Raw genomic sequence first — 24,542 nt, 5'->3', positions numbered from 1 at the left:
ACATGGAAAAAATTCTGATCATTGGCGGCGCGGGCTGCGTCGGCCAGTTCATGGCGGGCCTGCTGGCGGACGCCGGCCATGCGCCGATCATCATCGATCGGGTGGCCGCACCGTCGGGCCTCGATCAGCGGGTCATGGACGCGCTGCTGTTGCCCGAACAGGCGCCGGAACTGCTGCGGGCCGCCACCACGCTGATCATCGCTCTGCCGGAAGAGGCGGCTTTGCAGGTGCTGGAGCGTTACGCCGGTGCCATGCCTGCGTTGCGGGTACTGGTCAATACCTGTTCGGTGCAGACTCCGTTCCAGTTACGCGCCTCCCGGCTGTTTTGCGATGTACCGTCGCTGGGCCTGAACCCGATGTTTTCGCCGACCCTCGATTGCCGGGGGCGGCCGCTGGTGCTGTGCGAGCGCGGGCGCAGCGAAGCGGGTGAATGGTTCGAGCAACTGCTGGTCGAGCGCGGCATGCTCGTCACCCGCCTGGCCCCCGACGAGCATGACCGCACCCTGGCGGTCTGCCAGACGCTGCCCCATGCGGCGATCCTCGCTTTTGCCGTTGCCCTGCAACACAGTGAGTGCGATCCGGCGCTGATCGCGGCGCTGGCGCCGCCGCCGATGAAAACCCTGCTGAGCCTCGCCGCCCGCATCCTGCAAAACCAGCCCGAGACCTACTGGGATATCCAGAAGCACAACCACAACGCCGCGCGCCAGCGCGAACAACTGGGCAAGGGGCTGGACCTGCTGCATCAGTTCTGCCGGCAGGACACGCCGGAGCATTTCAGCGCCGAACTGGACGCCGTGCGCCGCTACCTCGGCGTCGGGGTCGAACACTACGGCAAGGCGTGTGCCGGCATTTTCACGTTGTTGAATACACCTCAGGGAGAAGCACTCCATGCAAGAAGCAGCGAGCCCGCTGTACGCGATTCTCGGCAACCGCACGAAAGCACTGGCGTTGCTGGCGATCATGCTGCCCGTTCTACTGGTCACCATCGATAACACCATTCTCAACTTCGCCTTGCCGCGTATTGCCGTGGCGCTCAATCCGTCCGCCGCTGGCCAGTTGTGGATGATCGATGCCTACTCGTTGGTGCTGGCCGGTCTTTTGGTGACCATGGGCGGCACCGGTGACCGGGTCGGTCATCGCCGCATGCTGTTCATCGGGTGCGGCGGGTTCGCGCTGGTGTCGCTGCTGGTGTCGCTGTCGGTGCACGCCTGGCAGTTGATTGCCGGACGCGCCTTGCTGGGCATCTTCGGGGCAATGATTCTGCCGGCGACCCTGGCCCTGATCCGCAGTGCCTTCAGCGACCGTGAAGAGCGGCGGGTGGCCGTGGCGGTCTGGGCCACCTGCCTGACCATCGGTTCGGCGCTGGGGCCGTTGCTGGGCGGTGTGCTGTTGCAGTTTTTCGACTGGCCTTCGGTGTTCCTCGTGGCCTTGCCGTTCTTGCTGCCGGTCCTGGTGCTGGCGCCGTCGCTCAGTGAAACGCAACGGCAATCCGGAGGCTCGGCGGATTACCTCAGCATCCTGCTCAGCCTCGGCGCCATGACCGGCGTAATGCTGGCGCTCAAGCACGGCGCGACCACCGGTCTCGACGTCCAGGCCCTGCTCTTGCTGGTGGCCGGTGCGGGGCTGGGCCTGTTGTTCGTGCGGCGGCAGTTTCGCCTTGAAGAACCGCTGCTGGACCTGCGCCTGTTCCGCAGCACCACCTTCAGCGTGTGCATCGCGGTGAACCTGGTGAGCCTGGGGCTGCTGATCGGCTTCATCTTCTTCGCCACGCAACTGCTGCAATTGGTGTTCGGCATGGCGCCGCTGGCCGCCAGCCTGATCCTGGTGCCCGGCCAGGTGCTGGCGATCATCGCCGGCATGGCCGTGGTGCCGTTGGCGCGCAATGTGGCGCCCAACCGGTTGCTGGCGGCCTGCCTGCTGCTCGCGGCGCTGGCGTTCGCGGTGATGGCGCTGGTTCAGGCCAGTGTGGTCAGCGTCTGCGTTGCCTTCGTGCTGCTCAATATCAGTGTCGCGGCGATCACCACGGTCTCCAATGACCTCGTGTTGAGTTCGGTTCCCGCCGAGCGTGCGGGCAGTGCATCGTCGGTGAGTGAAACGGCCTATGAGGTGGGCGTGGTGCTGGGCACGACGCTGATCGGTGGCGCGGTCGCGGCGCTGTACCGGTTGTCATTGGTGCTGCCCGAAGGGCTGTCGGACGAGGCGACCCGCGCGGCGGCGACCCTGGGTGGCGCGCGCACGGTCAGCAGCGGCGAGCATGCGGCGGCGCTGTTGCAGGCGGCGGATGCGGCGTTCCGCGAAGGTGTATCGCTCACCAGTGCCGCGGTGTCGCTGACCGTGCTGGCGTTCGCGCTGCTGACTCTGCGCTGCCTGCGTTCGCCTAGCTGAGCAACGCCTGCAATGTCGCCAGGTCATCCGCTTCTTCTACCGGCTTGTCCTGGCGCCATCGGGCCATGCGCGGGAAGCGCACGGCGATGCCGCTCTTGTGGCGGCGGGACAGGGCGATGCCTTCGAAGGCCAGTTCGAAGACCATGCTGGGGGTGACGCTGCGCACCGGGCCGAAGGTTTCGAGGGTGGTCTTGCGGATGATGGCGTCGACGCTGCGCATCTCGGCGTCGCTGAGCCCGGAATAGGCTTTGGCGAACGGCACCAAGGCGCGCTCCGGCGTGCCGGGCGGGGCGTCCCAGACGGCGAAGGTGTAATCGCTGTAGAGGCTGGCGCGGCGGCCGTGGCCGCGCTGGGCATAGATCAGCACGGCGTCGACGGTGAAGGGGTCGATCTTCCATTTCCACCACACGCCCATGTCCTTGGTCCGGCCCACACCGTAGAGGGCGTCGCGCGCCTTGAGCATCAGGCCTTCGACGCCGAGGTCGCGGGAGTTTTCGCGCTGGCGGGCGAGGTCGGCCCAGTCGCTGGCGGCGAGCACGGGCGACAGGTGCAGCACCGCGTCCTGGCACTGCTCGACCACGGTTTCCAGTTGGCGCCGGCGCTCATGCTGCGGGCGGCTGCGCCAGTCTTCGCCCTGCCACTCCAGCAGGTCGTAGGCGAGCAGCGCCACGGGCGCATCGGCCAGCAGTTTCTTGCCGAGGGTCTTGCGGCCGATCCGTTGCTGCAACAGGGCGAAGGGCTGGACGGCGATGGCGTCGGCCTGGGTATCCGGCTTCCATACCACGATTTCGCCGTCGAGCACCGTGCCGTCGGGCAGGCTCGCGGCCAGCGTGTGCAACTCGGGAAAACGCTCGGTGACCAGTTCTTCGCCCCGCGACCAGATCCACAACTGGCCGTCGCGTTTGACCAGTTGCGCGCGGATGCCGTCCCACTTCCATTCCGCCTGCCAGTTGCTGACCGGCCCGAGCAGGGCGTCGAACTGCTCGACTGGCTGTTGCAGAGCATGGGCGAGGAAGAAGGGATAGGGCTGGCCGCCGCGTTGGGCGTGCTCGTCGGCGGAAGCTTCGGCGACCAGCGCGCGGTAGTCGTCCGCAGTGGGTCTGTGGCTGAGGTCGGTGTAGCCGACCAGGCGCTGGGCCACTTGCTTGGCGTCGAGGCCGGCCAGTTGCGCCAGGGCGCGAGTGACCAGCAGCTTCGACACGCCAACGCGGAAACTGCCGGTGATCAGTTTCAGGCACACCAGCAGGCTGTTGCGGTCCAGTTGCGCCCAGAGCTGCGGCAGGCGTTGTGACAGGGTTTCCGCTGGCAGGCCGCGCAGCGGCAGCAGCTCGTCTTCGACCCAGTGCGCCAGGCCCGCGTCGCTGCTGTGTTCGACCTCCGGCAACAGCAGGGAGAAGGTTTCGGCCAGGTCGCCCACCGCCTGATAACTTTCCTCGAACAGCCATTCGGGCAGTGCCGCGAGGCGGGTGGCGATGTCGCGCAGCAGGCGAGTGGGCACCAATTGCCGGGGACGACCGCCGGCGAGAAAGTACACCGCCCAGGCGGCGTCCCGCGCTGGCGCCTGACTGAAGTAGTCCTGCAGGGCTTGCAACTTGGCGTTGCTGGAGGTGGTGGCGTCCAGGCGCAGGTAGAGCTCGGCGAAGGCTTTCATGCCTCGGCCTGCGCTGCGGTCGGCGCGTCGTCTTCGTCGCCGTATTCGGTGACGAAGGGGCGGGCGTCGAGGCCCTGTTCGCTGAGATAGCGCACCAGCACACCGACCGAACCATGGGTGACCATCACCCGCTGCGCCCCCGTCTCGGCGATGGCCCAGAGCAGTCCCGGCCAGTCGGCGTGGTCGGACAGTACGAAGCCGCGATCGACCCCGCGCCGCCGCCGGGTGCCGCGCAGGCGCATCCAGCCGCTGGCGAAGGCGTCGCTGTAATCGCCGAAACGGCGCATCCAGGTGCTGCCGCCCGCCGAGGGCGGGGCAATGATCAGGGCCTGGCGCAGCAGCGGGTCGTTGCGCGGAATATCGCCGGCGTATTGCGTCGGCGGCAGATGGATGCCGGCCTCGCGGTAGACCCGGTTGAGCGGTTCGACCGAGCCGTGGGCGAGGATCGGCCCGAGGCTGGCATCGATGCCGTGGAGGATGCGCTGTGCCTTGCCGAAGGCGTAGCAGAACAACACGCTGGCCTTGCCGCGGGTCTGGTTGCCGCGCCACCACTCATTGATTTCGCTGAACACCTCGGCCTGTGGTTGCCAGCGGTAGATCGGCAGGCCGAAGGTGGATTCGGTGATGAAGGTGTGGCAGCGCACCGGCTCGAACGGCGCGCAGGTGCCGTCGGCTTCGACCTTGTAGTCCCCCGACGCGACCCAGATTTCGCCCTGGTATTCCAGGCGCACCTGGGCCGAGCCGAGGACATGGCCGGCGGGGTGGAAACTGAGGGTGACGCCGTGGTGCGACAGGCGTTCGTGGTAGGGCAGGGTTTGCAGATTGATCTCGGCGCCGAGGCGGGCTCGCAGGATCCCGGCGCCGGGGGCGGCGCACAGGTAATGGTGATTGCCGGTGCGGGCATGGTCGCCGTGGCCATGGGTGATGACCGCCCGTTCCACCGGGCGCCAGGGATCGATATAGAAATCACCGGGCGGGCAGTAGAGGCCTTCGGGGCGGGCGATGACAAGGTCCATGGCAGGGCTGCTGGTGGAGGGCTTGTATCGGTAGAGCGGTTACTGGGTGGGGAAGTTCGGTGTTTTTGAGGGCCTTATCGCTGATTTGTCGGGGGACCGAACCGCAGCGATAAGGCCCTCAAGGCCGATAAATTACTTCCCTGGCACCAAGGTCAGGCGCTTGCTGCCATACGCCCGTTCAAAGTTCTGCGTCTGCAGCGGCACGCTCTGGTACTGCCCGCGGAACCACGCATCCAGGCCGTTGGCGAACTGCGGGCTGGCCGGGTTGCCGGACTGGCCGCTGCTGGTGAGCAATTGCAGCGGCTCGACCTGGCCGAAGTCCACCACCATGCGTACTGCCGGGCCGAGGCTGGCCTTGAAGTCCTGGCCCCAGGCATAGGTCGACGGGTTCAGGGTGCTGTGGTCGCCGCCCACCGCTTGCGCCCGTCGGCTGAGGTTGTCGCCCAAACCATGCAGGTTGGCCGTCGGCCATTGGTACTGGTGCAGCTTGCCCCACTGCCAGGTCTTGCGGTCGGCACCGAGTTGCTGTTCACCGGCACTGATCGCCGCGGCCAGGCTGCGGGCAATGATGGTCGGTTTGTCCTCTTTTGCCGGGGTCGTGCGGTCATCCCAGAACGGGCTGTCGTCGCGACCCAGCAGGTGGTCGGCCTGGGCCGAGTAGGACAGCCGCGCATTGGCGACAAACGCCTGCCACGCCGGGCTCGACTCCGGACCCAACTCGTCGAGGAAGGTCAGCCGGGTGCTTTCCTGAAGGAACAGTTCGTACACCGCGGCGTCGGCCGAGGTCTGGCTCAGGCGGCCATCGAAAGCCATCAGGCGGGTGTACGCCTCGCGGGCGCGGGCCTTCTGCTCGGCCGGCAGGCTGTCGATGGCCTTTTTCAGCGGCTGGGCCATGCCCGGCGCTTCGAACATGGCCTTGAGTTTGCCGGCGAACAGCGTGGTCTGGTCGTTCTGCATGGCGATCAGGCTGCGGTTGTCGTGCTTGCCGTTGCCGGCCAGTTGCGCGAGGCGCTCGGCGCGCTCCGGGTACGACCAGCTATTGGACAACTGCATGCCGTAGCCTTTCGGCGCGCTGCGCTGGTTGGCGTTGCCGATCCAGCCTTGCAGCGGGTCCTGGTCGTACGGATGGAGCATGGCGTCGGCGTAGCCGTCCCAGTCGTAGCGGCTGTCCCAGCCCGGCGAGGGCAGCAGGCCCTGGCCTTCGCGGCGGTTGGGGTAGCGGCCGGTGACTTGCCAGCCGATGTTGCTGGCATCGGCGAACACCATGTTCAGCGCTGCTGCGCCGATCTCCCGGCTGGCGTCGAAGGCGCGCTCGACGTTCTGCGCCCGCGACAGGTCGAAGAACGCGTCGAGGCTCTTGTCGCCCTTGAGGTCGGGCATGCGCAGCGCCAGGCCGAGGCCGCCCTTGTCGCCGGTGAGCAAGGCGCCGTGGCCGGTCTCGTAGATCACTTCGCGCTGCGGGCGCTGGCCCTTGACGAAGAAGGTTTCGTTACGCGCCCGCGCCGGCTGCCAGCGGCCGTCCACTTCATAGAGCAACTGGCTGCCCTGGCGGCGCAGTTTTTCCAGGTACAGGTCCTGGTTGTCGCCCATGGCCGCGCTGCCGCTCCAGGCCAGCTTGCCGTTGAAGCCGGCGAGCACGAAAGGCAGGCCGGGCAGGGTGAAGCCGGCGGCCTGGTACTTGGTGGTGCGGATCTGCACCGGGCTCAGCACCCAGCCGCCCTGGCTGTCGCTGGCCAGCAGGCTGCGGCCGCTGCGGCTGCGCTGTGGGCCGAGGGCCCAGTTGGCCGAGTTGGCATTGCCGAGCACGTTGAACGCCGCGAGTTGCGCGCTGACCGCCGCCACCGGCGCCAGGCCGGTCAACTGGCTGGCCAGGTTCAGGCCCTTGAGCTTGTCGGCCTCGGCCTCCGGCAGCGGTTCGTCCGGGTAGTTGGGCAGCAGCCAGGCCAGTTTGTCGGCACCGACTTTCTGCGCCAGGGTCAGGGCGGCGAGTTCTTCCTGCAGGTTCACCGACTGGCTGAAGCTGTAGAGGGCGAACACCAGCGCCGAGTCTTCGGCTTTCCAGTACTCCGGGCGGTAGCCGGCGAGTGGCGTCGGCAGTTTTTCGCGGTAGCGGAACAGGTAGGCGTTGACGCCGCGGGCGTAGACCTCGAAGAAGCGCTTCAGCCGCGGCGAGGCGTCGGCATAGAGCTGGGTCGCGCTCTGGCGCAGGTTGGTGGCGCGCATGAAACGGTCGATGTCCAGCGCGTCGGCGCCGGCCATCTCGGAAAGGCGACCCTGGGCCAGCAGGCGCATGCCGAGCATCTGGCCGATGCGGTCGGAGGCGTGGACGTAGCCGAGGCTGAACAGAGCGTCATGGAAGGAGCTGCTTTCGATCAGCGGCATGCCCTGGGCATTGCGCCGTACCGAAACGTTCTGCGCCAGGCCCTTGAGCGGCTCGACCCCGACGGTCGGTGGCACGCTGTCGCGAACGTTGCCCATCTGGCAACCACCCAGGCTGAGCAGCCCGAGTGCGGCCGCGGCGACGCCGAACCGAAGACGTGAAAGGGGAAAGGCTGGCGAGGCCATGGCAAGGCTCCTGCAAGGGGGTGGCGGCTGAAAGGCGCTACGTTAGTGAGCGCGATGGCCCCGTGCAAGCGGGGGCGCGGGCTTTATTTGCAAAGCGCCGCGCCGGTGACGCGGGCTTATGGCTGCGGCGGGTTGATCTTTTCCACCAGAGCGTAGGCGCGCTGGGTGGCGGGACGGGCCTGAATGCGCTCGAACCAGCCTTTAAGGGCCGGGAAGTTGTCGAGATCCTGCCCCTGCCATTTGTGCGGGACGATCCACGGGTAGATCGCCATGTCGGCAATGCTGTACGCCTCGCCGGCGACGAACGGTCGGTCTTCCAGGCGCTTGTTCAGCACCCCGTAGAGGCGCGCGGTCTCGTCGACATAGCGCTTGATGGCGTAGGGGATCTTTTCCGGCGCGAAGCGGTTGAAATGGTGGTTCTGCCCGGCCATCGGGCCGAGGCCGCCCATCTGCCAGAACAGCCATTGCAGGGCTTCCTGGCGACCGCGCAGGTCTTGCGGAATGAACTGGCCGGTTTTTTCGGCGAGGTACAGCAGGATGGCCCCGGATTCGAACAGCGACAGGGGCTGGCCGTCGGCGGTGTCGTTGTCGACGATGGCCGGAATGCGGTTGTTGGGGGCGATTTTCAGGAAGTCGGCGGCGAATTGCTCGCCTTTGCCGATGTTGATCGGGTGGATCCGGTACGGAAGGCCGGTCTCCTCAAGAAACAGGCTGATCTTGTGGCCGTTGGGGGTGGTCCAGTAGTACAGATCGATCATGAGGCGCTCCATCAGGAAACGGCAGCATGGTGCATGCTGCCGTCGTTCTGCCGCGCTCGGGCGCAGCGGTCGGCGTTATGGATATCACAAAGCGCGACCGCTGTTACAGGAAGTCACACTCAGGCGCCGTGGCACTTCTTGAATTTTTTCTCGCTGCCGCAGGGGCAAGGGTCGTTACGGCCGACATCTTTCAACGTGTTGCGCACCGGCTCCTGGGGCGCATGGTTGCAGTGCGGACCGTGCACATGGCCGTGGTCGTGATCGTGGTGATGGTCGTGATCATGATTGCAATCAGGGCCGTGAACGTGGGGTTGCTGGGTCATCTGGGTTACTCCGGGACAAAATCGCCGGGAATTATCTCACCACTGCGGGACAAGTGCAGGTCGCGGGTGAAGAATAATCCGGTGCGCAGGGTGCCTTCGAGGCGGTAGTGCAGCGGTCGGTGGGTGCGCAGCATCTTCGCCAGCGGTTTCAGGTGCTGCCAGAGGTTGGTTCGCACCTCGACCTGGACGGTGCGCCGGCCGTGGGCGTCGATCCGCAGCCACTGGCCGTCGTCGCCCTCGGCCAGCAACAGCTCGTTGAGCCGTACCGCGTAGCTCAGGCCGCGAACCTGCAAGGCGCTGTCGTTGGGGTTGTCGATACGAAAGTGAAGGATGAAGCGCTGCTGCATCAGTCGCGCCTTGACCGTTTCCACCTTGATCAGGTGCACCTCGGGATCGCGGAAGTCGCTGTCCAGCCAACTGGCGCAGCCTGTCAGGCTCAGCAGGAGCATGAGCACTGACAGACGGGCCAGACGGCGCATGGTCGCTATCCGCCTACATAACTGGAACAGCACTTCTTGAATTTCTGCCCGCTGGCGCAGGGGCAGGCGTCGTTGCGGCCGGCCTTGAGGCCGACGGTCGGGTCGATGAAGTACCAGTGGCCCTGGTTCTGCACGAAGGCCGAACGCTCGCGGTGGCTGTGTTCGCCCTCGGCGTCATGCCAGCGCGCGGTGAAGGTGACGAAGGCGTGCTCGGGCTGACCGCCGAAGACCTCCGCCGATTCCACCTCCAGCCCGAGCCAGGTGCTTTGCGCACTCCAGGCGGCGATGGCCGGGCGGTCGAGGCCGGCCTGTTGCACCGGCAGGGTGGTTTTCACCAGATAGTCCACCAGGCCCAACACATAGGCGCTGTAGCGCGAACGCATCAGCGTTTGGGCGTCCGGGGCGGGTTGCCCGGCGTGATAGTGCCCGCAGCAGGTATCCAGCAGGTTGCCGCTGCCGCAGGGACAAACCGAAACACTCATCGCGTCACCACCAGTACTTGCCGAAGTTTTGCGGATTGGCCCAGAACTTGGCGTTGAGCCAGTCGGGTACCTGTTTATAGTCACGCAGATCGTAGCTGAACAGGCCGAGGACCTGGTCATCACGCTGGAAACGCTCGTTGGCCTGCAGCGCCAGCGAGTAGAAATCAGTGTCTTCCCAGCCGCTGGCGGCGAGGTCGGCCAGCACGGCGATGCGGCTGGCGTTGAGGTTGCGGATTCCGCCCACCAATTCCAGGCCATTGCGCTTGGGCAGGTGTTCCAGGCAGTCCACCAGCAGCGCCAGGTCGTAGCGCTTGCCTGCCAGTTCCGCTGGCAGCGGGCCGGGCGCGGCGACGTCGATGCTGGCCTGCGGGTGCGCCGCGGCGAAGGCTTCCAGGGCGGGGAAGCGGGTGCCCACCAACAACAGGCGTTGCGGGGCGTGGTGTTCCAATAGCGCGGCCAGGGCCTGTTGCGGCGTGCGCGAAGAAAAGCTCTCGGTCATCGAAGGTCCTCATCTGATCCGCCAAGACTAGCGGGCCACGGCGCCAAGGCAAAGGGGCGCGGTGGTAGCGTCATGGCTTATTGCTGGCGGAGATGGACGCTGCGGTCTTTACTCCCAGAGCATCGGTTTTGCACCGAATCCTCCTGGGAGATGCAACAAATGAGCATAGTTCGCACAGCTTTACCTCTGGTTCTGCTAGCCAGCGTATTGACTGGTTGTGCAGGTTTGCAAAAAACCGACTGGCCGAAATGTGCAGCCGTCGGAGGCGTCGGTGGCGCCGCATTGGGCGCGATCGAGAGCAGCAGTTGGGCCGGTTGGGGCGCATTGGTGGGCGGCACCATGGCCGCGGCGTATTGCTATGTCCATGGTGATGGCGATGAAGACGGCGATGGCGTGCCGGACAGCCGCGACAAGTGCCCGGGCACGCCGCGTGGCGTCCAGGTCGATGCCAACGGCTGCCCGCCAGAGCCTGTGCCGGTCGCGGTGGTCGAAGAAGTGGTGGTGGTGAAGGAAGAGACCATCGTGATCCGCGACATCCACTTCGAGTTCGATTCGGCCAAGCTGACCGCGGCTGACAAGTCCCGCCTGAACACCATCGCCACTCGCCTGAAACAGGAAGCGCCAAGCGCCCGGCTGAGCGTGACCGGGCACACCGACAGCGTCGGCTCGGACGCCTACAACCAGAAACTCTCCGAGCGCCGGGCGCATTCGGTGACCGAGTACCTGATCGAAACCGGCGTGCCACGCGCCAGCTTCGTCTCGGTGCGCGGTGCCGGTGAAAGCCAGCCTGAAGCCGACAACCGCACCGCGGACGGTCGCGCGCAGAACCGCCGCACGGAAATCCGCATCGAGCGTTGAAGCCTCGCGGCCCGTGGCTTGTGAAGTGCCACGGGCCGGTCTTTACTCCTGTGTGCTGGTAATAGCCAGTAACACAGGAGGCATTCCCCCATGACCGCACTTACCAGAGCCGCGCTTCCCGTGTTGTTGGCGGCCGGCTTGCTTTCCGGTTGCGCGACCCACAGCGATGGAAGCGCACCGCTCAATCAACGGACCTGGCCGCTGTGCAGCCTGCTCGGCGGCCTGGTAGGCGGTGGCCTCGGTGCCATCGAAAGCTCGGCATGGGCAGCCGGCGGTGGTGCCGCCGGTGCCATTGCCGGCGGCCTGATCTGCTTCGCCCATGACGGCGACGAAGACGGCGACGGCGTGTTCGACCGCCGCGACCGCTGCCCGGACACCCCGGCCAATACCCCGGTCAGCCACAACGGCTGCCCGCTGCCGCAGTACCCGGTATCGGAAAAAGTCGCCGAGCCTGAGCCGGTGCAGGAAGTCATCACCCTCAGTGACCAGGGCAATGTGCTGTTCGCCTTCGACTCGGCCGAATTGATGCCGGCCGCGCAGCAGCAACTGCAAGCGCTGGTCGAGCGCCTGAGTAACCCGGCGGTGACCCGCATTCGCGTGGTCGGGCACACCGACAGCAAGGGCACCGACGCCTATAACCAGAGCCTCTCCGAGCGCCGCGCCAGCGCCGCCGCCGAGTACCTCATCAACCAGGGCGTGTCGCCGCAGAAGGTCACCAGCCAGGGGCGCGGCGAAAGCGAGCCGGTCGCAGACAATGAAACCGACGCTGGCCGTGCGCAGAATCGCCGGGTAGAGCTGCACCTCAATTGATCGGCGCGGCGTCAGCCGTTATGGTGGCAGTCTGTCTCCTGGCGGACCGCCACGGCTGACGCGAACCCTTCAGGAGGCAAGGCTATGAAAGGCTTTCTCGGCTTGTTCAAGGCGCTGACAGTGGTGTTCTGGTGGGTGGTGCTGGTGAATCTGCTGATTCCCGCGCAACCGCCGTTCCACCAGTTGATTAACCTGGCCGGCGCCTCACTGCTGGGGCTTCATCTGCTCGAAATCCTGTTCTTCAACGGTCGCCTGCGCCAGCGCAGCCACCGCTGGTTCGACCGCCTGCAGATTCTGCTGGTGGGCATCTTCCACATCCTCTCCATCCCCGCACCTCCCAAGGAAGCCAAGCATGCGTAAGCTGATGCTGTTGACCGCGTTGTTCAGCCCGCTGAGCATGGCCGATGCCCTGAGCGTTGCACCGCATTCGGTGCTGCGCCTGGCAAACAAGGCCAGTGTCGTTCACCTGGAGCGCCTCGATGTGGCGGATTCCGCCACCTTGCTGCTGCCGTCCAGTCTGGTGGAGCTGAAAGTCGATCAACTGACACTCGGCCGCGATGCACGAATTGCCGTGGTGCCGGCCCAGGACACCCTGCGTATCGAGGCGGGCAGCGCGCAGCTCGCCGAAGGCAGCCAGATCGCCGCCCATGGCGCGCCGGGGACGTATGAAAAGCCGGCACAGTCAGGCCGCAATCTGGACCTGCGGCTGAACCGTTTGCAGGCACCGCTGCTGTCCATCGACGCCCGCGGTGGCGCCGGTGCGCCGGGTTACGTCGGCCTCGATGGCGCCAACGGCAAGGCCGGTGGTTGCACTTGGGGCCAGGCCAGCCGTGGCGCCAATGGTGACAACGGCGGCAATGGTCATGACGGTGCTCCCGGTGGCCGGGTGCGCCTGAGCCTGCCGGCGGATTATCCGGCGGAGCAGATCAAGGTGCGTCTGGACGGCGGGGCACCCGGTGCACCGGGTGTTGCCGGCAAACCGGGGCAGGGCGGGGCGAGCAAAGGCTGCCTGGTCTATCGCACCGATGGCGGTGCCGACGGGCGTCCCGGCGCCGCTGGCCAGCCTGGGCTGGCCGGGTCGCCGGGCGAGTTGAGCGTGCAGCGGCTGTAACGCGTGGTGTGAGGGGCGGCGGCGTTGCCGCGGCCCTCAGAACGACAACCGCGACGCCGCCACCACGATCACCGCAATCCCCAGCAACAGATTGATCCCCACCATGCGCCGGATGCGACCCATCACACCGGCGCCCGCTGCCCAGTCGCCAGCCTCGACGGCCTTGCGCAGCTCAGGCAGCAACAGGCTCTGCACCCGCATGAACAGGGCGAACATGGCGATGGCACCGCCCATCATCACCTGCACATGGCGCGGCGCATGGTCGAAGCCGGAATAGTGCATGTGCAGCATGCCCACGCCACTGACCGCCAGGACCAGCACGGCGATCCACACCCAACTGAAAAAACGCGGAAACACTTCCAGCCACAACTGCAGCCGGGGCGGGCCTTCGAGGACCGTGGCGGCCGCCGGGCGCAGGATCATCCAGGCGAAGAACATGCCGCCGACCCAGACCATGGCGGCCAGGACATGCAGGCTGTAGGGAAGGGCGTAGGCGGTCATCGGGCACTCCATTCGGCGCAAAGGGCAATAGCGGGGTATGATAGCCGGCCCACTCGAAACACTGAAAATTTATCCAGCCTTTTGGGCGCCCCGAGACCATGATCAGTACCGAACTCAAGTCCCAGATTCAGGGCGCCTACTCCCGTTTTCTCGAAGCCAAGAGCCTCAAACCGCGTTATGGCCAGCGCCTGATGATCGCCGAAGTGGCGAAGGTGCTCGGCGACATCGACTGCGACGACGAAGGTCGGCGCTCTGGCGACCCGGCCGTGGTGGCGGTCGAGGCCGGCACCGGTACCGGCAAGACCGTGGCCTACAGCCTGGCGTCGATCCCCGCGGCCAAGGCCGCTGGCAAGCGCCTGGTCATCGCCACGGCGACCGTCGCCCTGCAGGAGCAGATCGTCTTCAAGGACCTGCCCGACCTGATGCGCAACAGCGGCCTGAATTTCAGCTTCGCCCTGGCCAAGGGGCGCGGCCGTTACCTGTGTCTGTCCAAGCTCGACCTGCTGTTGCAGGAAGGCCACGCGCAGAGCGCCACGGCGCAGTTGTTCGAGGAAGAAGGCTTCAAGATCGAGGTCGATGAAGTCAGCCAGAAGCTGTTCAACAGCATGATCGAGAAGCTTGCCGGCAACCGCTGGGACGGTGATCGCGACAGTTGGCCCATGGCCCTGGAAGACAAGGACTGGATGCGGGTCACCACCGACCACAGCCAGTGCACCGGCCGCCACTGCCCCAACTTCGGCCAGTGCACCTTCTATAAAGCACGCGAGGGCATGGGCAAGGTCGATGTGATCGTCACCAACCACGACATGGTCCTCGCCGACCTGGCCCTGGGCGGCGGCGCGGTGTTGCCCGATCCGCGCGACACCATCTATGTCTTCGACGAAGGCCATCACCTGCCGGACAAGGCCATCGGCCATTTCGCCCATTACAGCCGCCTGCGCTCCACCGCCGACTGGCTGGAACAGACCGCGAAGAACCTGACCAAGCTGCTGGCCCAGAACCCGCTGCCGGGTGACCTCGGCAAGTTCATCGAGCAGGTGCCGGAGCTGGCCCGGGAGATCAAGAATCAGCAGCAATTCATGTTCAGCGCCTGCGAGCAGGTCGCCGATTTCCGTCCCAGCGATGACCTGGAAGGCCGCGAGCGGCCTCGGCATCGCTTCGTCGGCGGTGTGATTCCGGAGCATATCCGCGAGATCGGCATCGAACTGAAGAAGGGCTTTTCCCGTCTCAACGACCTGTTCTCCCGCCTCACCGACCTGCTCAAGGAAGGCATGGATGGCGAGGTCAATATCGGCATCGCCAGCCACCAGGCCGAGGAGTGGTACCCGCTGTTCGGCACCTTGCTGACCCGCGCTCAGGGCAACTGGGAACTGTGGACCGCCTTCACCGCCGAAGACCCGGAAGACAGCCCGCCGATGGCGCGCTGGCTGACATTGGCCGAGAGCGGCGCGCTGTTCGACATCGAAGTCAACGCCAGCCCGATCCTCGCCGCCGAAATGCTCCGGCGCAATCTGTGGAGCGTCGCTCACGGCGCCCTGGTGACCTCGGCGACACTGACCGCGCTGGGCACCTTCGACCGTTTCCGCATGCGTTCCGGTTTGCCGCGGGCGGCGGTCACCACGGTGGTGCCGAGCCCGTTCCACCACGTCGACGCCGGCGTGCTGCGGGTGCCGGACCTGCGCGCCGACCCGCGAGACGCCGCCGCCCACACCGCGGCGATTATTCGCGACCTGCCGGAACTGGTGGAAGGTTCGCGGGGTTCGCTGGTGCTGTTCTCTTCGCGCAAACAGATGCAGGACGTGTTCGACGGCCTGGACCGCGACTGGCGCAAACAGGTGTTCATCCAGGGCAACCTGTCCAAGCAGGAAACCTTGAACAAGCACAAGGCGCGGGTCGATGGCGGTGATTCCAGCGTGCTCTTCGGTCTCGCCAGCTTCGCCGAAGGGGTCGACCTGCCGGGTGCCTATTGCGAGCACGTGGTGATCGCCAAGATCCCCTTCGCCGTGCCGGATGACCCGGTCGAAGCGGCGTTGGCCGAATGGATCGAGGCGCGCGGCGGCAACCCGTTCATGGAAATCGCCGTGCCGGATGCGTCGCTGAAACTGATCCAGGCCTGCGGTCGCCTGCTACGGACCGAAGAGGACCGCGGAATCATCACCCTGCTTGACCGCCGCGTGGTCACCCAACGCTACGGCAAGGCTATTCTTAACGCGCTGCCGCCGTTTCGTCGGGAAATTTCCTGAGGCCAATCGCTGCGCTTCGGCGTCCCGCCAGGCCGCAGCGATCAGGCGCTGAAAATCTTTTGTATTTCTCGCTGTCTATTCACCGGACCCAAGACCCGCAAGGGTCCTTCAAGGAGAACTCGAGCCCCATGTTGCGCCGTACCCTTCCCGCCGTTTTCGCGCTGATGTTCTGCCCGCCACTGTTGGCCGCGCAGCAGACGCTGTTCAACTTTGTGCGCCCCACCTCCGTGGTAAACGTGGCGACCGAGGAGGCCAGCCTGCCGCAGTACAACGCTGAGCAGACGGCCGAAGGCGAAGTGCTGCGCCGAGTGGTGTTCAATCCGGTGCAGCGCCCCAACCTGCGTATGAGTCCGCAGACCGGCGTTTGGGACTGGTCCGCGCAAAAGGCCCTGACCCTGCGCCTGCAAAGCGGCATGGACTGGGCCCTGACCGTCAACGTGACCATCCAGAGCGCCGACGGCAAAACCCTCACCAGCCGCATCGACCTGCCAGCCGGCCCGGCACAGACCGTGCTGATTCCGCTCCAGGCCAGTTCGCCGCTGAGCCAGGGCATGCGCGCCGGCCCACCGATGCCCTGGACCTTCGAAGGCCAGCGCCTGATCCTGACCGGCAGCGCCGGCGAGCTGGACCTGAGCCAGGTCACGTCCGTCACCCTGTCGATGAACCAGCCGAATGTCGCCCAGAGCGTGCTGATCGAACGCATCAACGTGCAGGACGACGAGCGCCTACAGCAGGCGGCGTACAGTCAGTTGATCGATGGCTATGGCCAGTTCAGCCGAGGGCGCTGGCCGGAAAAGGTCAGCAGCGACGAACAACTGCGCAGCGCCGCCGCCAAAGAGCAGCAACAACTCAAGACCTGGCTGGCCGAACGCCAGAAGCAGCCGCTGGACCGCTTCGGCGGCTGGACCGGCGGGCAGACCTTCGATGCCAAGGGCTTCTTCCGCACGGTCAAACGCGATGGTCGCTGGTACCTGGTTACGCCGGAGGGGCACCCGTTCTATTCGCTGGGCGTCAACGCGGTGAACGCTGAACCCGGGCGCACTTATGTCGCCGGACGTGAAGCGATGTTCAGCGGGCTGCCGGCGTCGGATTCGCCATTGGCGGCCTTCTACGGTGAAGGCAACAACAACGACGGCAATGCCTCGTCCAAAGGCCGCAATTTCAACCAGGGCCGGTGGTTCGACTTCTATGCCGCCAACCTCGAACGCGCCTATGGCAAACCCTGCACGCTAGCCGCGGCAACCGGGCAGCAGCCCGCCGCGCAATGCCCGCCGGTCGCCTTTGACGCCGGGCGCTGGCAGACTCACGCCCTCGACCGTTTGCAGGCCTGGGGCTTCAACACCCTCGGCAACTGGAGCGACCCCGACCTGGGCCATGCCCAGCGTCTGCCTTACACCTTGCCGCTGGCGATCGTCGGCGATTACGCCAGCATCAGCACCGGCATGGACTGGTGGGGCGCGATGCCCGACCCGTTCGACCCGCGTTTCGCCATGGCCACCGAGCGCGCGGTCGCCATTGCCGCCCGCGATCACCGCGATGATCCGTGGCTGATCGGTTATTTCGCCGACAACGAGTTGGCCTGGGCCGCGCCGGGAGACGATCCCAAGTCGCGCTATGGCCTGGCCTACGGCACCTTGCGCCTGACCACCGACGTGCCGGCCAAGCGTGCTTTCCTCAAGCAACTGCGCGACAAGTACCGTAACCAGGAAGGCCTGTCCAAGGCCTGGGGCATCGAGTTGAGCGCCTGGGAACTGATGGAAGATCCGGGCTTCGAGCCGCCGCTGCCAAGCGCCGAACACCCGGAAATCGAAGCGGACTTCAAGCATTTCCAGCGCACCTTCGCCGACGCCTACTTCAAGACCATTTCCGATGCGCTGAAGTGGCATGCGCCGAACCAACTGCTGCTGGGCGGCCGTTTCGCTGTCACTACACCGGAGGCCGTGGCCGCCTGCGCCCAGTACTGCGATGTGCTGAGCTTCAACTTCTATACGCCGAAACCCCAGGACGGTTATGACTTCGCCCAACTGCGGGCGCTGGACAAGCCGGTGCTGGTTTCCGAGTTCCACTTCGGTTCCCGCGATCGCGGGCCGTTCTGGCCGGGGCCGATGGAAGTCGCCCGCGAGGAAGATCGCGGTCCGGCCTACGCGGCGTTCCTCAAAGCGGCACTGGCCGAGCCAAGCATCGTCGGTGCGCACTGGTTCCAGTTTGCCGACCAGCCGGCCAGCGGTCGTCTGCTCGATGGCGAAAACGGTCATTTCGGCCTGGTCGGCATCACCGACGTGCCGTTCCAGGGCTTCGTCGATCAGGTGCGCAAGGCCAACCTGCAGGTGGAGAAAGAGATCGTCGGCAGCGCACCGGCCCGGCAACCGGCGAGCGAGCCGGGCAAACCCTGAGCCTTACATGAATGATGCTGCCGTCTGACCCGTGTCTGTTCCCAAATCCGTCGCGTGCTGAAACAATGCACGCCACTTTTCAGGCAGGTCGCGCAGGAGTCGTCGGGTGCAGATTCAGGGTCATTTCGAACTGAAGTTCGAAGCGGTACGCGAGGCCTTCGCGGCCCTCTTCGACGATCCTCAGGAGCGCGGTGCGGCGTTGTGCATCCAGGTCGGTGGCGAGACAGTCCTCGACCTGTGGGCCGGCAGCGCCGACAAGGACGGCCAGGAGGCCTGGCACAGCGACACCATCGCCAACCTGTTTTCCTGCACCAAGACGTTTGCTGCGGTCACCGCATTGCAACTGGTGGGCGAGGGCAAGCTGCAACTCGACGCGCCGGTTGCGCGCTACTGGCCCGAGTTCGCCCAGGCCGGCAAGGAGTCAGTGACCCTTCGCCAGTTGCTCTGCCACCAGGCCGGCCTGCCGGCGATCCGCGAACTGCTCCCCGCCGAAGCCCTCTACAACTGGCAAACCATGGTCGACACCCTGGCCGCTGAAGCGCCGTGGTGGACGCCGGGCAGTGCGCATGGCTATGCCGCGATCACCTATGGCTGGCTGGTGGGTGAGCTGATCCGCCGCGCCGATGGCCGGGGCCCGGGCGAGTCGATCGTTGCGCGTACGGCAAAACCCTTGGGGCTGGATTTTCATATCGGCCTAGCCGACGAGGAATTCCACCGCGTCGCCCATATCGCTCGCGGCAAGGGCAACCTCGGCGACGAAGCGGCGCAGCGCCTGCTTCAGGTCACCATGCGCGAGCCGCAGGCCCTGTCGACCCGGGCCTTCACCAACCCACCGGCAATCCTCACCAGCACCAACAAGCCCGAATGGCGGCGCATGCAGCAGCCGGCGGCGAATGGTCACGGCAACGCCCGCAGCCTGGCCGGCTTCTACGCCGGGCTGCTCGATGGCAGTTTGCTGGAATCCGAACTGCTCGACGAACTGACCCGCGAACACAGCCTGGGCGAAGACAAGACCCTGCTCACCCGTACCCGTTTCGGCCTCGGCTGCATGCTCGACCAGCCGACGGTGGCCAACGCCACCTTCGGCCTCGGCGCTCGTGCATTCGGGCATCCGGGCGCGGGTGGTTCGGTCGGTTTCGCCGATCCTGAGCATGACGTTGCCTTCGGCTTCGTCACCAACACCCTCGGCCCCTACATCCTCATGGATCCCCGTGCGCAGAGACTGGTGCGGGTCCTGAAAGAGTGCCTTTGATCGGTTGGTTCTGTACTCATCAGGCCCGTTGGCTATTCTGCATTCCACGTACTTTTTCTTTCATTTTCATGGTGTATCGCTGATGTCTTCACATAAAACCTTAGCTCTTGCCCTGTGCCTGGCCATCACCGGCTGCGCCCAGAACCCCCAGAAAGACGCCGCCGACAACGGTCATAGCTGGTGGCCTTTTGGCTCGGACAAGGTCGCCGATCAGGAAGTGAAGGCAGCCGTGACCGAGAAAGTCGCCAAGTCCGAAGCCAAGTCCGAGGGCGGTAGCTGGTGGTGGCCTTTTGGTGGTAGCGAAGAAAAAGAGGTCGCAGCGGCGGCGGTACCGAAGATTGACGTGAAGGCCACCCAGGCCTGGCTGGACGCCTACGAGCCGCGCTTGCGCGAGGCGGTCAAGGACAGCAAGCTGGAACTGGAGCGCCGTGAAGACGTGCTGGTGGTGATCTTGCCGGTGGACAGTGGCTACAACCCGGATCGTCCGGCCATGCTGCTGCCGGTCACCCTCGGCCCGATCACCCGTGTGGCCAAGATCGTCGAAACCGACACCAAGACCGCCGTCCTGGTTCTCGGCCATGCCGACAGCAGCGGCGCCGCCGCGGTCAACCAGAAGCTGAGCCAGGAGCGTGCCCAGTCGGTGGCGGCGATCTTCCGCCTCAGCGGCCTGCAGCGTGATCGCCTGGGCCTGCGCGGTCTGGGTTCGGTGGCGCCACGGGCGGCCAACGACAGCCAGCAGGGCCGTTCGCTGAACCGTCGTGTGGAAATGATCCTGACCCCGCAAGCCACCATGGTGGCGCTGCTTGCCAAGTACCAGCAGCCAACCCCAAGCCCGGCTGCGCTGGTCGCTGTCCAGGATGCCAAACCTGCGGTCAAGGCACCTGCGGCCAAGCCAGCCGCCAAGGCTGCTGCAAAAGCCCCGGCCAAAGCGGCGCCTGCCAAGAAAGCCGCCCCGGTGAAAGACACCGCGGCCAAGAAGAAAGCGGCACCAGCCAAACCGGCTGCGAAAAAAGCCGAGCCCGCAGCCAAGAAGGTTGCGGCCAACAGCCCTGCGAAGACCAACTGATCCTCAAGGAACGCTGTAGATGACTCAGACGCTGGCAGATATGCGCCGTGACTACACCCGCGACGGCCTGGCCGAAGCCCAGGCCCCGAGCGAGCCCTTTGCGCTGTTTCACCAATGGTTCGCCGACGCGGTGAAAACCGAACAGGCCCCGGTGGAAGCCAATGCCATGACCGTGGCAACCGTGGACGAGCACGGCCGTCCGCATTGCCGCATTCTCCTGCTCAAGGGCCTGGACGAGCAGGGTTTCACCTTCTTCACCAACTACGAGAGCGCCAAGGGTCAGCATTTGCTGGCCAATCCGTACGCGGCCATGACCTTCTTCTGGCCGACCCTGGAGCGCCAGGTGCGTATCGAAGGGAAGGTGGTGAAGGTTTCGCCGGAAGAGTCCGATGCCTATTACCAGGTGCGTCCGCTGGGCAGTCGCCTGGGCGCCTGGGCATCACCGCAGAGCCGGGTGATCGCCGATCGTGGCGAGCTTGAAGCGCTGCTCAAGGCGACCGAACAGCGTTTCAGCGACAGCCAGCCGCAGTGCCCCGAGCACTGGGGTGGCTACCGCCTGTTGCCGGAGCGTATCGAGTTCTGGCAGGGCCGTCCGAGCCGTCTGCATGACCGCCTCAACTACCGCCTGGAGCAGGGCGCCTGGCTGCGTGAGCGGCTGGCGCCTTAACCGACGCTGTATCCGGCGGCCTCGCGTTCCAGCCAGGCCGCCAACTCCTTCCGTTTGACCTTCTGTGCCTTGGCGGCTTCGAGCCGCTGGAGCATGAATGCGCGTTTTTGCTCGTCTTTCCCCGCAAACGACAGGGCCAGGTCCCGGTCGGTCCAGCGCCTGATCCGCACGTACAGCCAACCGTGAAAATACAGGCCGGCCACGGTGGTGACGGCGATGATGAAGTAATCCATGTCTATCCTTGTTAACCGAGCCTTCTGACAGTTCCAGGTGTGCTGCCTGTACCCAAGCTGAATGGAAGCAATTTTATCCGGTGCGTGTCGTGACAGTCGTCAATGTGCGGAGTCTAATGAGCACCTGTCTTAAGGAGATGATCCTATGCGTAAGTCTGTTCTGCTGGTTGCATCGTTCACCACGATGTCGCTGCTGCTGGGTGGTTGTGCCTCCAACCTGTCCGGCGACTCCTACTCTCGGGACGAGGCACGCCGCGTCCAGACCGTGCGCATGGGTACCATCGAATCCCTGCGCCCTGTGAAGATCGAAGGCACCAAAACCCCGATCGGCGGTGGCGCCGGTGCGGTGGTCGGTGGTGTAGCCGGTAGCGCCATCGGTGGCGGTCGCGGCAGCATCGTCGCCGCAGTGATCGGTGCGGTCGCCGGCGGCTTGGCCGGTTCCGCCGCCGAAGAAGGGCTGACCCGTACCCAAGGTGTGGAAGTCACCGTTCGCGAGGATGATGGCAGCATGCGCGCCTATGTACAGCAGGTTCAGGAAAACGAGATTTTCCGGGTCGGCGAGCGCGTGCGTATCGTGACCGTCGATGGCACCAGCCGCGTCACCCACTGATCGGCAACGCCAGAAAGACAAAACCCCGACACGGCTCGCGCCGTTCGGGGTTTTTTAGTGCTGCCTGAAAAGCCGTGGATCAGCTCGCCTGGGCCTTGCGGCTGCACAGGGCAGTGATGCCGTAGCCGATCAGTGCGGCAAACAGCGAACCGGTGAGGATGCCCATCCGGTCCATGCCGGCGTACTCGCTGCTACCCGGCATGAAGGCCAGCGAGCCGACAAACAGGCTCATGGTGAAGCCGATCCCGCAGAGAATGGCCACGCCGAGGACCTGCCCCCAGTTGGCGCCGCTGGGCAGGGCGGCCATGCCGAGTTTGATGGCGATCCAGGTCAGGCCGAACACGCCGATGGTCTTGCCCGCCAGCAGGCCGAGGGCGATGCCCATGGGCACGGTGTGGGTGAAGCTTTCCAGGGTCACGCCGGCCAGCGACACGCCGGCATTGGCAAAGGCGAACAACGGCAGGATGCCGTACGCGACCCAAGGGTGCAGGGCATGTTCAAGGCTGCGCAGCGGCGAGGTCTCGGCATTGCGGGTGCGCAGTGGAATGCACAACGCCAGGGTGACCCCGGCCAGGGTCGCGTGAACCCCGCTTTTCAGCACACAGACCCAGAGGATCAGGCCGACTACCATGTACGGACCGAGCTTGACCACCCCCAGCCGGTTCATGGCGATCAGCACCAACAAGCAGGCGGCGGCCAGCATCAGCGAAAGGCTGGAAAGCGAGCCGGAATAGAACAGCGCGATGATGATGATGGCGCCAAGGTCGTCGATGATCGCCAGGGTCATCAGGAACAGCTTGAGCGAGGCCGGCACCCGCTTGCCCAGCAGGGCCAGCACGCCAAGCGCGAAGGCAATGTCGGTCGCGGTAGGAATCGCCCAGCCGGCGATGGCGGCGGGGTTGTCCCGGTTTAGGAACCAGTAGATCAGAGCTGGCACCACCATGCCGCCCACTGCGGCGGCGGCGGGCAGTACCACTTGCGACGGTTTGGACAGTTGTCCTTCCAGCACCTCGCGCTTGACCTCCAGGCCGATCAGCAGGAAGAACAGCGCCATCAGGCCGTCGTTGATCCACAGCAGCAGTGGCTTGGCGATGTTCAACGCGCCAACCTGGACCGCCACCGGGACTTCCAGCAGCCCGCTGTAGAGCCAGGACAGAGGTGAATTGTTGATGATCAGGGCCAGGACCGCGGCAGCGATCAACAACAGGCCACTGGCGGCTTCCAACTGAAAGAAACGAGTGAATGTGCTACGAAGAGGCAAGATCGCTTCCTCCCATCAAATGTGCAAAAGGCCGGCCACCCTAACCCTTTGTGTTATTCATTAAAATAAAAAATATATTCTTTTTTGTTATAAGTAATTTCGATCGTTTCAGTTTCGTCGATGTTTTCCGATCGGCATGTAGGAATCGGCTTATGTGGACGGTAGTTGGTTAAACCGGATTTGTAATTTGAGGCGCGCTCGTGATTTTTAAAGCGCTACACATCCTGTGTTAGCGTGCTGTAGTCCTTTCGCTTGAGAACCCCCTATGAGCCATGACCGCACCTGGGCCCGCGAAGCCATCCGCATCATCGAGGCCGATTTCCAGCGCAGCGCCGACACGCACTTGATTCCGTTGCCGATGGCCGGCTTTCCCGAGGTCGACCTGTATTTCAAGGACGAGTCCAGCCATCCCACCGGCAGCCTCAAGCATCGGCTGGCGCGGTCGCTGTTTCTGTATGCGTTGTGCAACGGCTGGTTGCGGCCCGGAGCCCCGGTCATCGAGGCTTCCAGCGGTTCGACGGCGATTTCCGAAGCCTACTTTGCCCGCTTGCTGGGCCTGCCCTTCATTGCCGTGATGCCCGCCACGACCTCGCGGGAGAAGATCGCCCAGATCGAGTTCTACGGTGGGCAGCCGCATCTGGTGAAAGATCCGACACAGATCTATGCCGAGTCCGAACGGCTGGCACGGGAAAGCGGCGGGCACTTCATGGACCAGTTCACCTATGCCGAGCGCGCCACCGACTGGCGGGCGAACAACAACATCGCCGAGTCGATCTTCAGTCAATTGCGTTTTGAGCGGCATGCCGAGCCAAGCTGGCTGGTTTCCAGCCCTGGTACGGGCGGCACCACCGCGACACTGGGGCGTTATGTGCGCTATCGGCGCCACGCCACCCGAGTGTTGTGCGCCGATGCCGAGCGGTCGGTGTTTTTCGATTGCTACCGCACCGGTGACCGCGACTTGCGGCTGGACTGCGGGTCGCGGATCGAAGGCATTGGCCGGCCGAGGGTCGAGGCGTCGTTCTTGCCGGCGGTGATCGATGCGATGGTCAAAGTGCCGGACGCCTTGTCGCTGGCGGCCATGCATTACCTGGCGCGTCGGCTGGGGCGGCGGGTCGGCGGTTCCAGTGGGACCAACCTGATCGGGGCGTTGCAGGCAGCATTGCAGATGAAGTCGGCAGACGAGGCGGGATCGATCGTGGCGATTCTCTGCGACAGCGGCGAACGCTATGCGACGACCTACTACGACGAGCAGTGGTTGAAGGCGCAGGGTTATCAACTGGAGGCGTTGATCGAGGTGGTGGCAGGGTGTGTCGAGCGGGGCGAAGCGCTGCCCGAGACGGTCTTGCGCGAAGGGATTTGACTCGCTTGTCGCGACGGCT

General features: G+C 65.2%; 24 protein-coding genes. 13 read left to right on the top strand and 11 right to left on the bottom strand.

The genetic code is table 11. The annotated features are described in order from the left end of the window. The first annotated feature begins 2 nt into the window (after positions 1–2). Both NTD88_RS13305 and NTD88_RS13300 read left to right on the top strand, forming a co-directional pair. Positions 3–992 (top strand): prephenate dehydrogenase dimerization domain-containing protein, encoded by a 990-nt coding sequence (locus NTD88_RS13305; RefSeq protein WP_262154359.1) that lies wholly within the window; start codon positions 3–5, stop codon positions 990–992. Next, a complete protein-coding gene (locus NTD88_RS13300; RefSeq protein ID WP_262154357.1) occupies positions 889–2,385 on the top strand; it encodes an MFS transporter in 1,497 nt (498 codons plus the stop codon). Before NTD88_RS13305 ends, NTD88_RS13300 begins: the two co-directional genes overlap by 104 nt. On the opposite strand, the gene NTD88_RS13295 is transcribed toward NTD88_RS13300, so the two are convergent. From NTD88_RS13295 to NTD88_RS13260, 8 genes are all read right to left on the bottom strand, one after another. Beyond that, positions 2,378–4,036 (bottom strand): ATP-dependent DNA ligase, encoded by a 1,659-nt coding sequence (locus NTD88_RS13295; protein ID WP_262154355.1) that lies wholly within the window; start codon positions 4,034–4,036, stop codon positions 2,378–2,380. The two genes, NTD88_RS13300 and NTD88_RS13295, sit on opposite strands and share 8 nt — an antisense overlap. Further along, on the bottom strand, positions 4,033–5,052 hold the full coding sequence (locus NTD88_RS13290; RefSeq protein WP_262154353.1) for a ligase-associated DNA damage response exonuclease: 1,020 nt from the start codon (positions 5,050–5,052) through the stop codon (positions 4,033–4,035). Before NTD88_RS13290 ends, NTD88_RS13295 begins: the two co-directional genes overlap by 4 nt. Positions 5,053–5,184: 132 nt before the next feature. Further along, positions 5,185–7,617, bottom strand: coding sequence for a penicillin acylase family protein (locus NTD88_RS13285; protein WP_262154352.1), 2,433 nt, complete (start codon positions 7,615–7,617; stop codon positions 5,185–5,187). A gap of 116 nt (positions 7,618–7,733) precedes the next feature. Then, the gene (locus NTD88_RS13280) at positions 7,734–8,375 is read right to left on the bottom strand and encodes a glutathione binding-like protein (protein ID WP_095154921.1); all 642 of its coding nucleotides are present in this window, start codon (positions 8,373–8,375) and stop codon (positions 7,734–7,736) included. A 119-nt stretch (positions 8,376–8,494) separates the two neighbouring features. Further along, entirely contained in the window at positions 8,495–8,698 is a 204-nt protein-coding gene (locus tag NTD88_RS13275; RefSeq protein WP_095154922.1) for an SEC-C metal-binding domain-containing protein, read from the bottom strand. A 5-nt stretch (positions 8,699–8,703) separates the two neighbouring features. Further along, positions 8,704–9,177 carry an LEA type 2 family protein gene (locus tag NTD88_RS13270; protein ID WP_095154923.1) on the bottom strand — a complete coding sequence of 158 codons (474 nt, stop codon included), beginning with the start codon at positions 9,175–9,177 and terminating at the stop codon, positions 8,704–8,706. Between the two features lie 5 nt (positions 9,178–9,182). Continuing rightward, on the bottom strand, positions 9,183–9,659 hold the full coding sequence (locus tag NTD88_RS13265; protein ID WP_262154351.1) for a YchJ family protein: 477 nt from the start codon (positions 9,657–9,659) through the stop codon (positions 9,183–9,185). Between the two features lie 4 nt (positions 9,660–9,663). Then, positions 9,664–10,158 (bottom strand): DUF6231 family protein, encoded by a 495-nt coding sequence (locus NTD88_RS13260; protein WP_095154925.1) that lies wholly within the window; start codon positions 10,156–10,158, stop codon positions 9,664–9,666. Between the two features lie 159 nt (positions 10,159–10,317). Between NTD88_RS13260 and NTD88_RS13255 the strand changes: the two genes are divergently transcribed. From NTD88_RS13255 to NTD88_RS13240, 4 genes are all read left to right on the top strand, one after another. Next, positions 10,318–11,016, top strand: coding sequence for an OmpA family protein (locus NTD88_RS13255; protein ID WP_095154926.1), 699 nt, complete (start codon positions 10,318–10,320; stop codon positions 11,014–11,016). A gap of 90 nt (positions 11,017–11,106) precedes the next feature. Beyond that, the gene (locus NTD88_RS13250) at positions 11,107–11,826 is read left to right on the top strand and encodes an OmpA family protein (RefSeq protein ID WP_095154927.1); all 720 of its coding nucleotides are present in this window, start codon (positions 11,107–11,109) and stop codon (positions 11,824–11,826) included. An 84-nt stretch (positions 11,827–11,910) separates the two neighbouring features. After that, complete coding sequence (locus NTD88_RS13245) at positions 11,911–12,186, top strand: DUF1145 domain-containing protein (RefSeq protein ID WP_095154928.1); 276 nt, start codon at positions 11,911–11,913, stop codon at positions 12,184–12,186. Further along, positions 12,179–12,937, top strand: coding sequence for a collagen-like protein (locus NTD88_RS13240; RefSeq protein ID WP_095154929.1), 759 nt, complete (start codon positions 12,179–12,181; stop codon positions 12,935–12,937). The genes NTD88_RS13245 and NTD88_RS13240 overlap by 8 nt, the downstream gene beginning before the upstream one ends. Positions 12,938–12,973: 36 nt before the next feature. Here NTD88_RS13240 and NTD88_RS13235 read toward each other — a convergent pair whose 3' ends face one another. Further along, positions 12,974–13,438, bottom strand: coding sequence for a CopD family protein (locus NTD88_RS13235; RefSeq protein WP_095154930.1), 465 nt, complete (start codon positions 13,436–13,438; stop codon positions 12,974–12,976). A 98-nt stretch (positions 13,439–13,536) separates the two neighbouring features. Between NTD88_RS13235 and dinG the strand changes: the two genes are divergently transcribed. The 5 genes from dinG (at position 13,537) to pdxH (ending at position 21,059) form a co-directional block, all read left to right on the top strand. Further along, the gene (gene dinG / locus NTD88_RS13230) at positions 13,537–15,681 is read left to right on the top strand and encodes an ATP-dependent DNA helicase DinG (protein ID WP_262154350.1); all 2,145 of its coding nucleotides are present in this window, start codon (positions 13,537–13,539) and stop codon (positions 15,679–15,681) included. Positions 15,682–15,809: 128 nt separating this feature from the next. Further along, positions 15,810–18,074 carry a beta-galactosidase gene (locus NTD88_RS13225; protein ID WP_262154349.1) on the top strand — a complete coding sequence of 755 codons (2,265 nt, stop codon included), beginning with the start codon at positions 15,810–15,812 and terminating at the stop codon, positions 18,072–18,074. Positions 18,075–18,180: 106 nt separating this feature from the next. Then, positions 18,181–19,326, top strand: a complete 1,146-nt coding sequence (locus tag NTD88_RS13220; RefSeq protein ID WP_262154348.1) for a serine hydrolase domain-containing protein — start codon at positions 18,181–18,183, stop codon at positions 19,324–19,326. An 82-nt stretch (positions 19,327–19,408) separates the two neighbouring features. Next, positions 19,409–20,392 carry an OmpA family protein gene (locus tag NTD88_RS13215; RefSeq protein ID WP_262154347.1) on the top strand — a complete coding sequence of 328 codons (984 nt, stop codon included), beginning with the start codon at positions 19,409–19,411 and terminating at the stop codon, positions 20,390–20,392. 19 nt (positions 20,393–20,411) lie between these two features. Beyond that, on the top strand, positions 20,412–21,059 hold the full coding sequence (gene pdxH, locus NTD88_RS13210) for a pyridoxamine 5'-phosphate oxidase (RefSeq protein ID WP_262128416.1): 648 nt from the start codon (positions 20,412–20,414) through the stop codon (positions 21,057–21,059). On the opposite strand, the gene NTD88_RS13205 is transcribed toward pdxH, so the two are convergent. Beyond that, the gene (locus tag NTD88_RS13205) at positions 21,056–21,292 is read right to left on the bottom strand and encodes a hypothetical protein (RefSeq protein ID WP_262128418.1); all 237 of its coding nucleotides are present in this window, start codon (positions 21,290–21,292) and stop codon (positions 21,056–21,058) included. The two genes, pdxH and NTD88_RS13205, sit on opposite strands and share 4 nt — an antisense overlap. 145 nt (positions 21,293–21,437) lie before the next feature. Between NTD88_RS13205 and NTD88_RS13200 the strand changes: the two genes are divergently transcribed. Next, positions 21,438–21,902, top strand: coding sequence for a glycine zipper 2TM domain-containing protein (locus NTD88_RS13200; RefSeq protein WP_095154937.1), 465 nt, complete (start codon positions 21,438–21,440; stop codon positions 21,900–21,902). Positions 21,903–21,981: 79 nt separating this feature from the next. On the opposite strand, the gene nhaA is transcribed toward NTD88_RS13200, so the two are convergent. Next, positions 21,982–23,163 carry a Na+/H+ antiporter NhaA gene (gene nhaA, locus NTD88_RS13195; protein WP_095154938.1) on the bottom strand — a complete coding sequence of 394 codons (1,182 nt, stop codon included), beginning with the start codon at positions 23,161–23,163 and terminating at the stop codon, positions 21,982–21,984. Between the two features lie 265 nt (positions 23,164–23,428). Between nhaA and NTD88_RS13190 the strand changes: the two genes are divergently transcribed. Continuing rightward, a complete protein-coding gene (locus NTD88_RS13190; protein WP_095154939.1) occupies positions 23,429–24,523 on the top strand; it encodes a PLP-dependent cysteine synthase family protein in 1,095 nt (364 codons plus the stop codon). The last annotated feature ends 19 nt before the right edge of the window (positions 24,524–24,542 follow it).

The organism is Pseudomonas sp. 20P_3.2_Bac5, from assembly GCF_025466035.1.
Taxonomy (GTDB): Bacteria; Pseudomonadota; Gammaproteobacteria; order Pseudomonadales; family Pseudomonadaceae; genus Aquipseudomonas.
Note: the sequence above shows the minus strand (reverse complement) of the source record. Positions and strands in the feature narration are given on the sequence as shown.

What these genes read in the sequence shown, in the direction of transcription:
- NTD88_RS13305 (WP_262154359.1), top strand. Translation starts at nt 3, where the DNA reads ATGGAAAAAATTCTGATCATTGGCGGCGCGGGCTGCGTCGGCCAGTTC.
- NTD88_RS13300 (WP_262154357.1), top strand. Translation starts at nt 889, where the DNA reads ATGCAAGAAGCAGCGAGCCCGCTGTACGCGATTCTCGGCAACCGCACG.
- NTD88_RS13295 (WP_262154355.1), bottom strand. Translation starts at nt 4,036, where the DNA reads ATGAAAGCCTTCGCCGAGCTCTACCTGCGCCTGGACGCCACCACCTCC.
- NTD88_RS13290 (WP_262154353.1), bottom strand. Translation starts at nt 5,052, where the DNA reads ATGGACCTTGTCATCGCCCGCCCCGAAGGCCTCTACTGCCCGCCCGGT.
- NTD88_RS13285 (WP_262154352.1), bottom strand. Translation starts at nt 7,617, where the DNA reads ATGGCCTCGCCAGCCTTTCCCCTTTCACGTCTTCGGTTCGGCGTCGCC.
- NTD88_RS13280 (WP_095154921.1), bottom strand. Translation starts at nt 8,375, where the DNA reads ATGATCGATCTGTACTACTGGACCACCCCCAACGGCCACAAGATCAGC.
- NTD88_RS13275 (WP_095154922.1), bottom strand. Translation starts at nt 8,698, where the DNA reads ATGACCCAGCAACCCCACGTTCACGGCCCTGATTGCAATCATGATCAC.
- NTD88_RS13270 (WP_095154923.1), bottom strand. Translation starts at nt 9,177, where the DNA reads ATGCGCCGTCTGGCCCGTCTGTCAGTGCTCATGCTCCTGCTGAGCCTG.
- NTD88_RS13265 (WP_262154351.1), bottom strand. Translation starts at nt 9,659, where the DNA reads ATGAGTGTTTCGGTTTGTCCCTGCGGCAGCGGCAACCTGCTGGATACC.
- NTD88_RS13260 (WP_095154925.1), bottom strand. Translation starts at nt 10,158, where the DNA reads ATGACCGAGAGCTTTTCTTCGCGCACGCCGCAACAGGCCCTGGCCGCG.
- NTD88_RS13255 (WP_095154926.1), top strand. Translation starts at nt 10,318, where the DNA reads ATGAGCATAGTTCGCACAGCTTTACCTCTGGTTCTGCTAGCCAGCGTA.
- NTD88_RS13250 (WP_095154927.1), top strand. Translation starts at nt 11,107, where the DNA reads ATGACCGCACTTACCAGAGCCGCGCTTCCCGTGTTGTTGGCGGCCGGC.
- NTD88_RS13245 (WP_095154928.1), top strand. Translation starts at nt 11,911, where the DNA reads ATGAAAGGCTTTCTCGGCTTGTTCAAGGCGCTGACAGTGGTGTTCTGG.
- NTD88_RS13240 (WP_095154929.1), top strand. Translation starts at nt 12,179, where the DNA reads ATGCGTAAGCTGATGCTGTTGACCGCGTTGTTCAGCCCGCTGAGCATG.
- NTD88_RS13235 (WP_095154930.1), bottom strand. Translation starts at nt 13,438, where the DNA reads ATGACCGCCTACGCCCTTCCCTACAGCCTGCATGTCCTGGCCGCCATG.
- dinG (WP_262154350.1), top strand. Translation starts at nt 13,537, where the DNA reads ATGATCAGTACCGAACTCAAGTCCCAGATTCAGGGCGCCTACTCCCGT.
- NTD88_RS13225 (WP_262154349.1), top strand. Translation starts at nt 15,810, where the DNA reads ATGTTGCGCCGTACCCTTCCCGCCGTTTTCGCGCTGATGTTCTGCCCG.
- NTD88_RS13215 (WP_262154347.1), top strand. Translation starts at nt 19,409, where the DNA reads ATGTCTTCACATAAAACCTTAGCTCTTGCCCTGTGCCTGGCCATCACC.
- pdxH (WP_262128416.1), top strand. Translation starts at nt 20,412, where the DNA reads ATGACTCAGACGCTGGCAGATATGCGCCGTGACTACACCCGCGACGGC.
- NTD88_RS13205 (WP_262128418.1), bottom strand. Translation starts at nt 21,292, where the DNA reads ATGGATTACTTCATCATCGCCGTCACCACCGTGGCCGGCCTGTATTTT.
- NTD88_RS13200 (WP_095154937.1), top strand. Translation starts at nt 21,438, where the DNA reads ATGCGTAAGTCTGTTCTGCTGGTTGCATCGTTCACCACGATGTCGCTG.
- NTD88_RS13190 (WP_095154939.1), top strand. Translation starts at nt 23,429, where the DNA reads ATGAGCCATGACCGCACCTGGGCCCGCGAAGCCATCCGCATCATCGAG.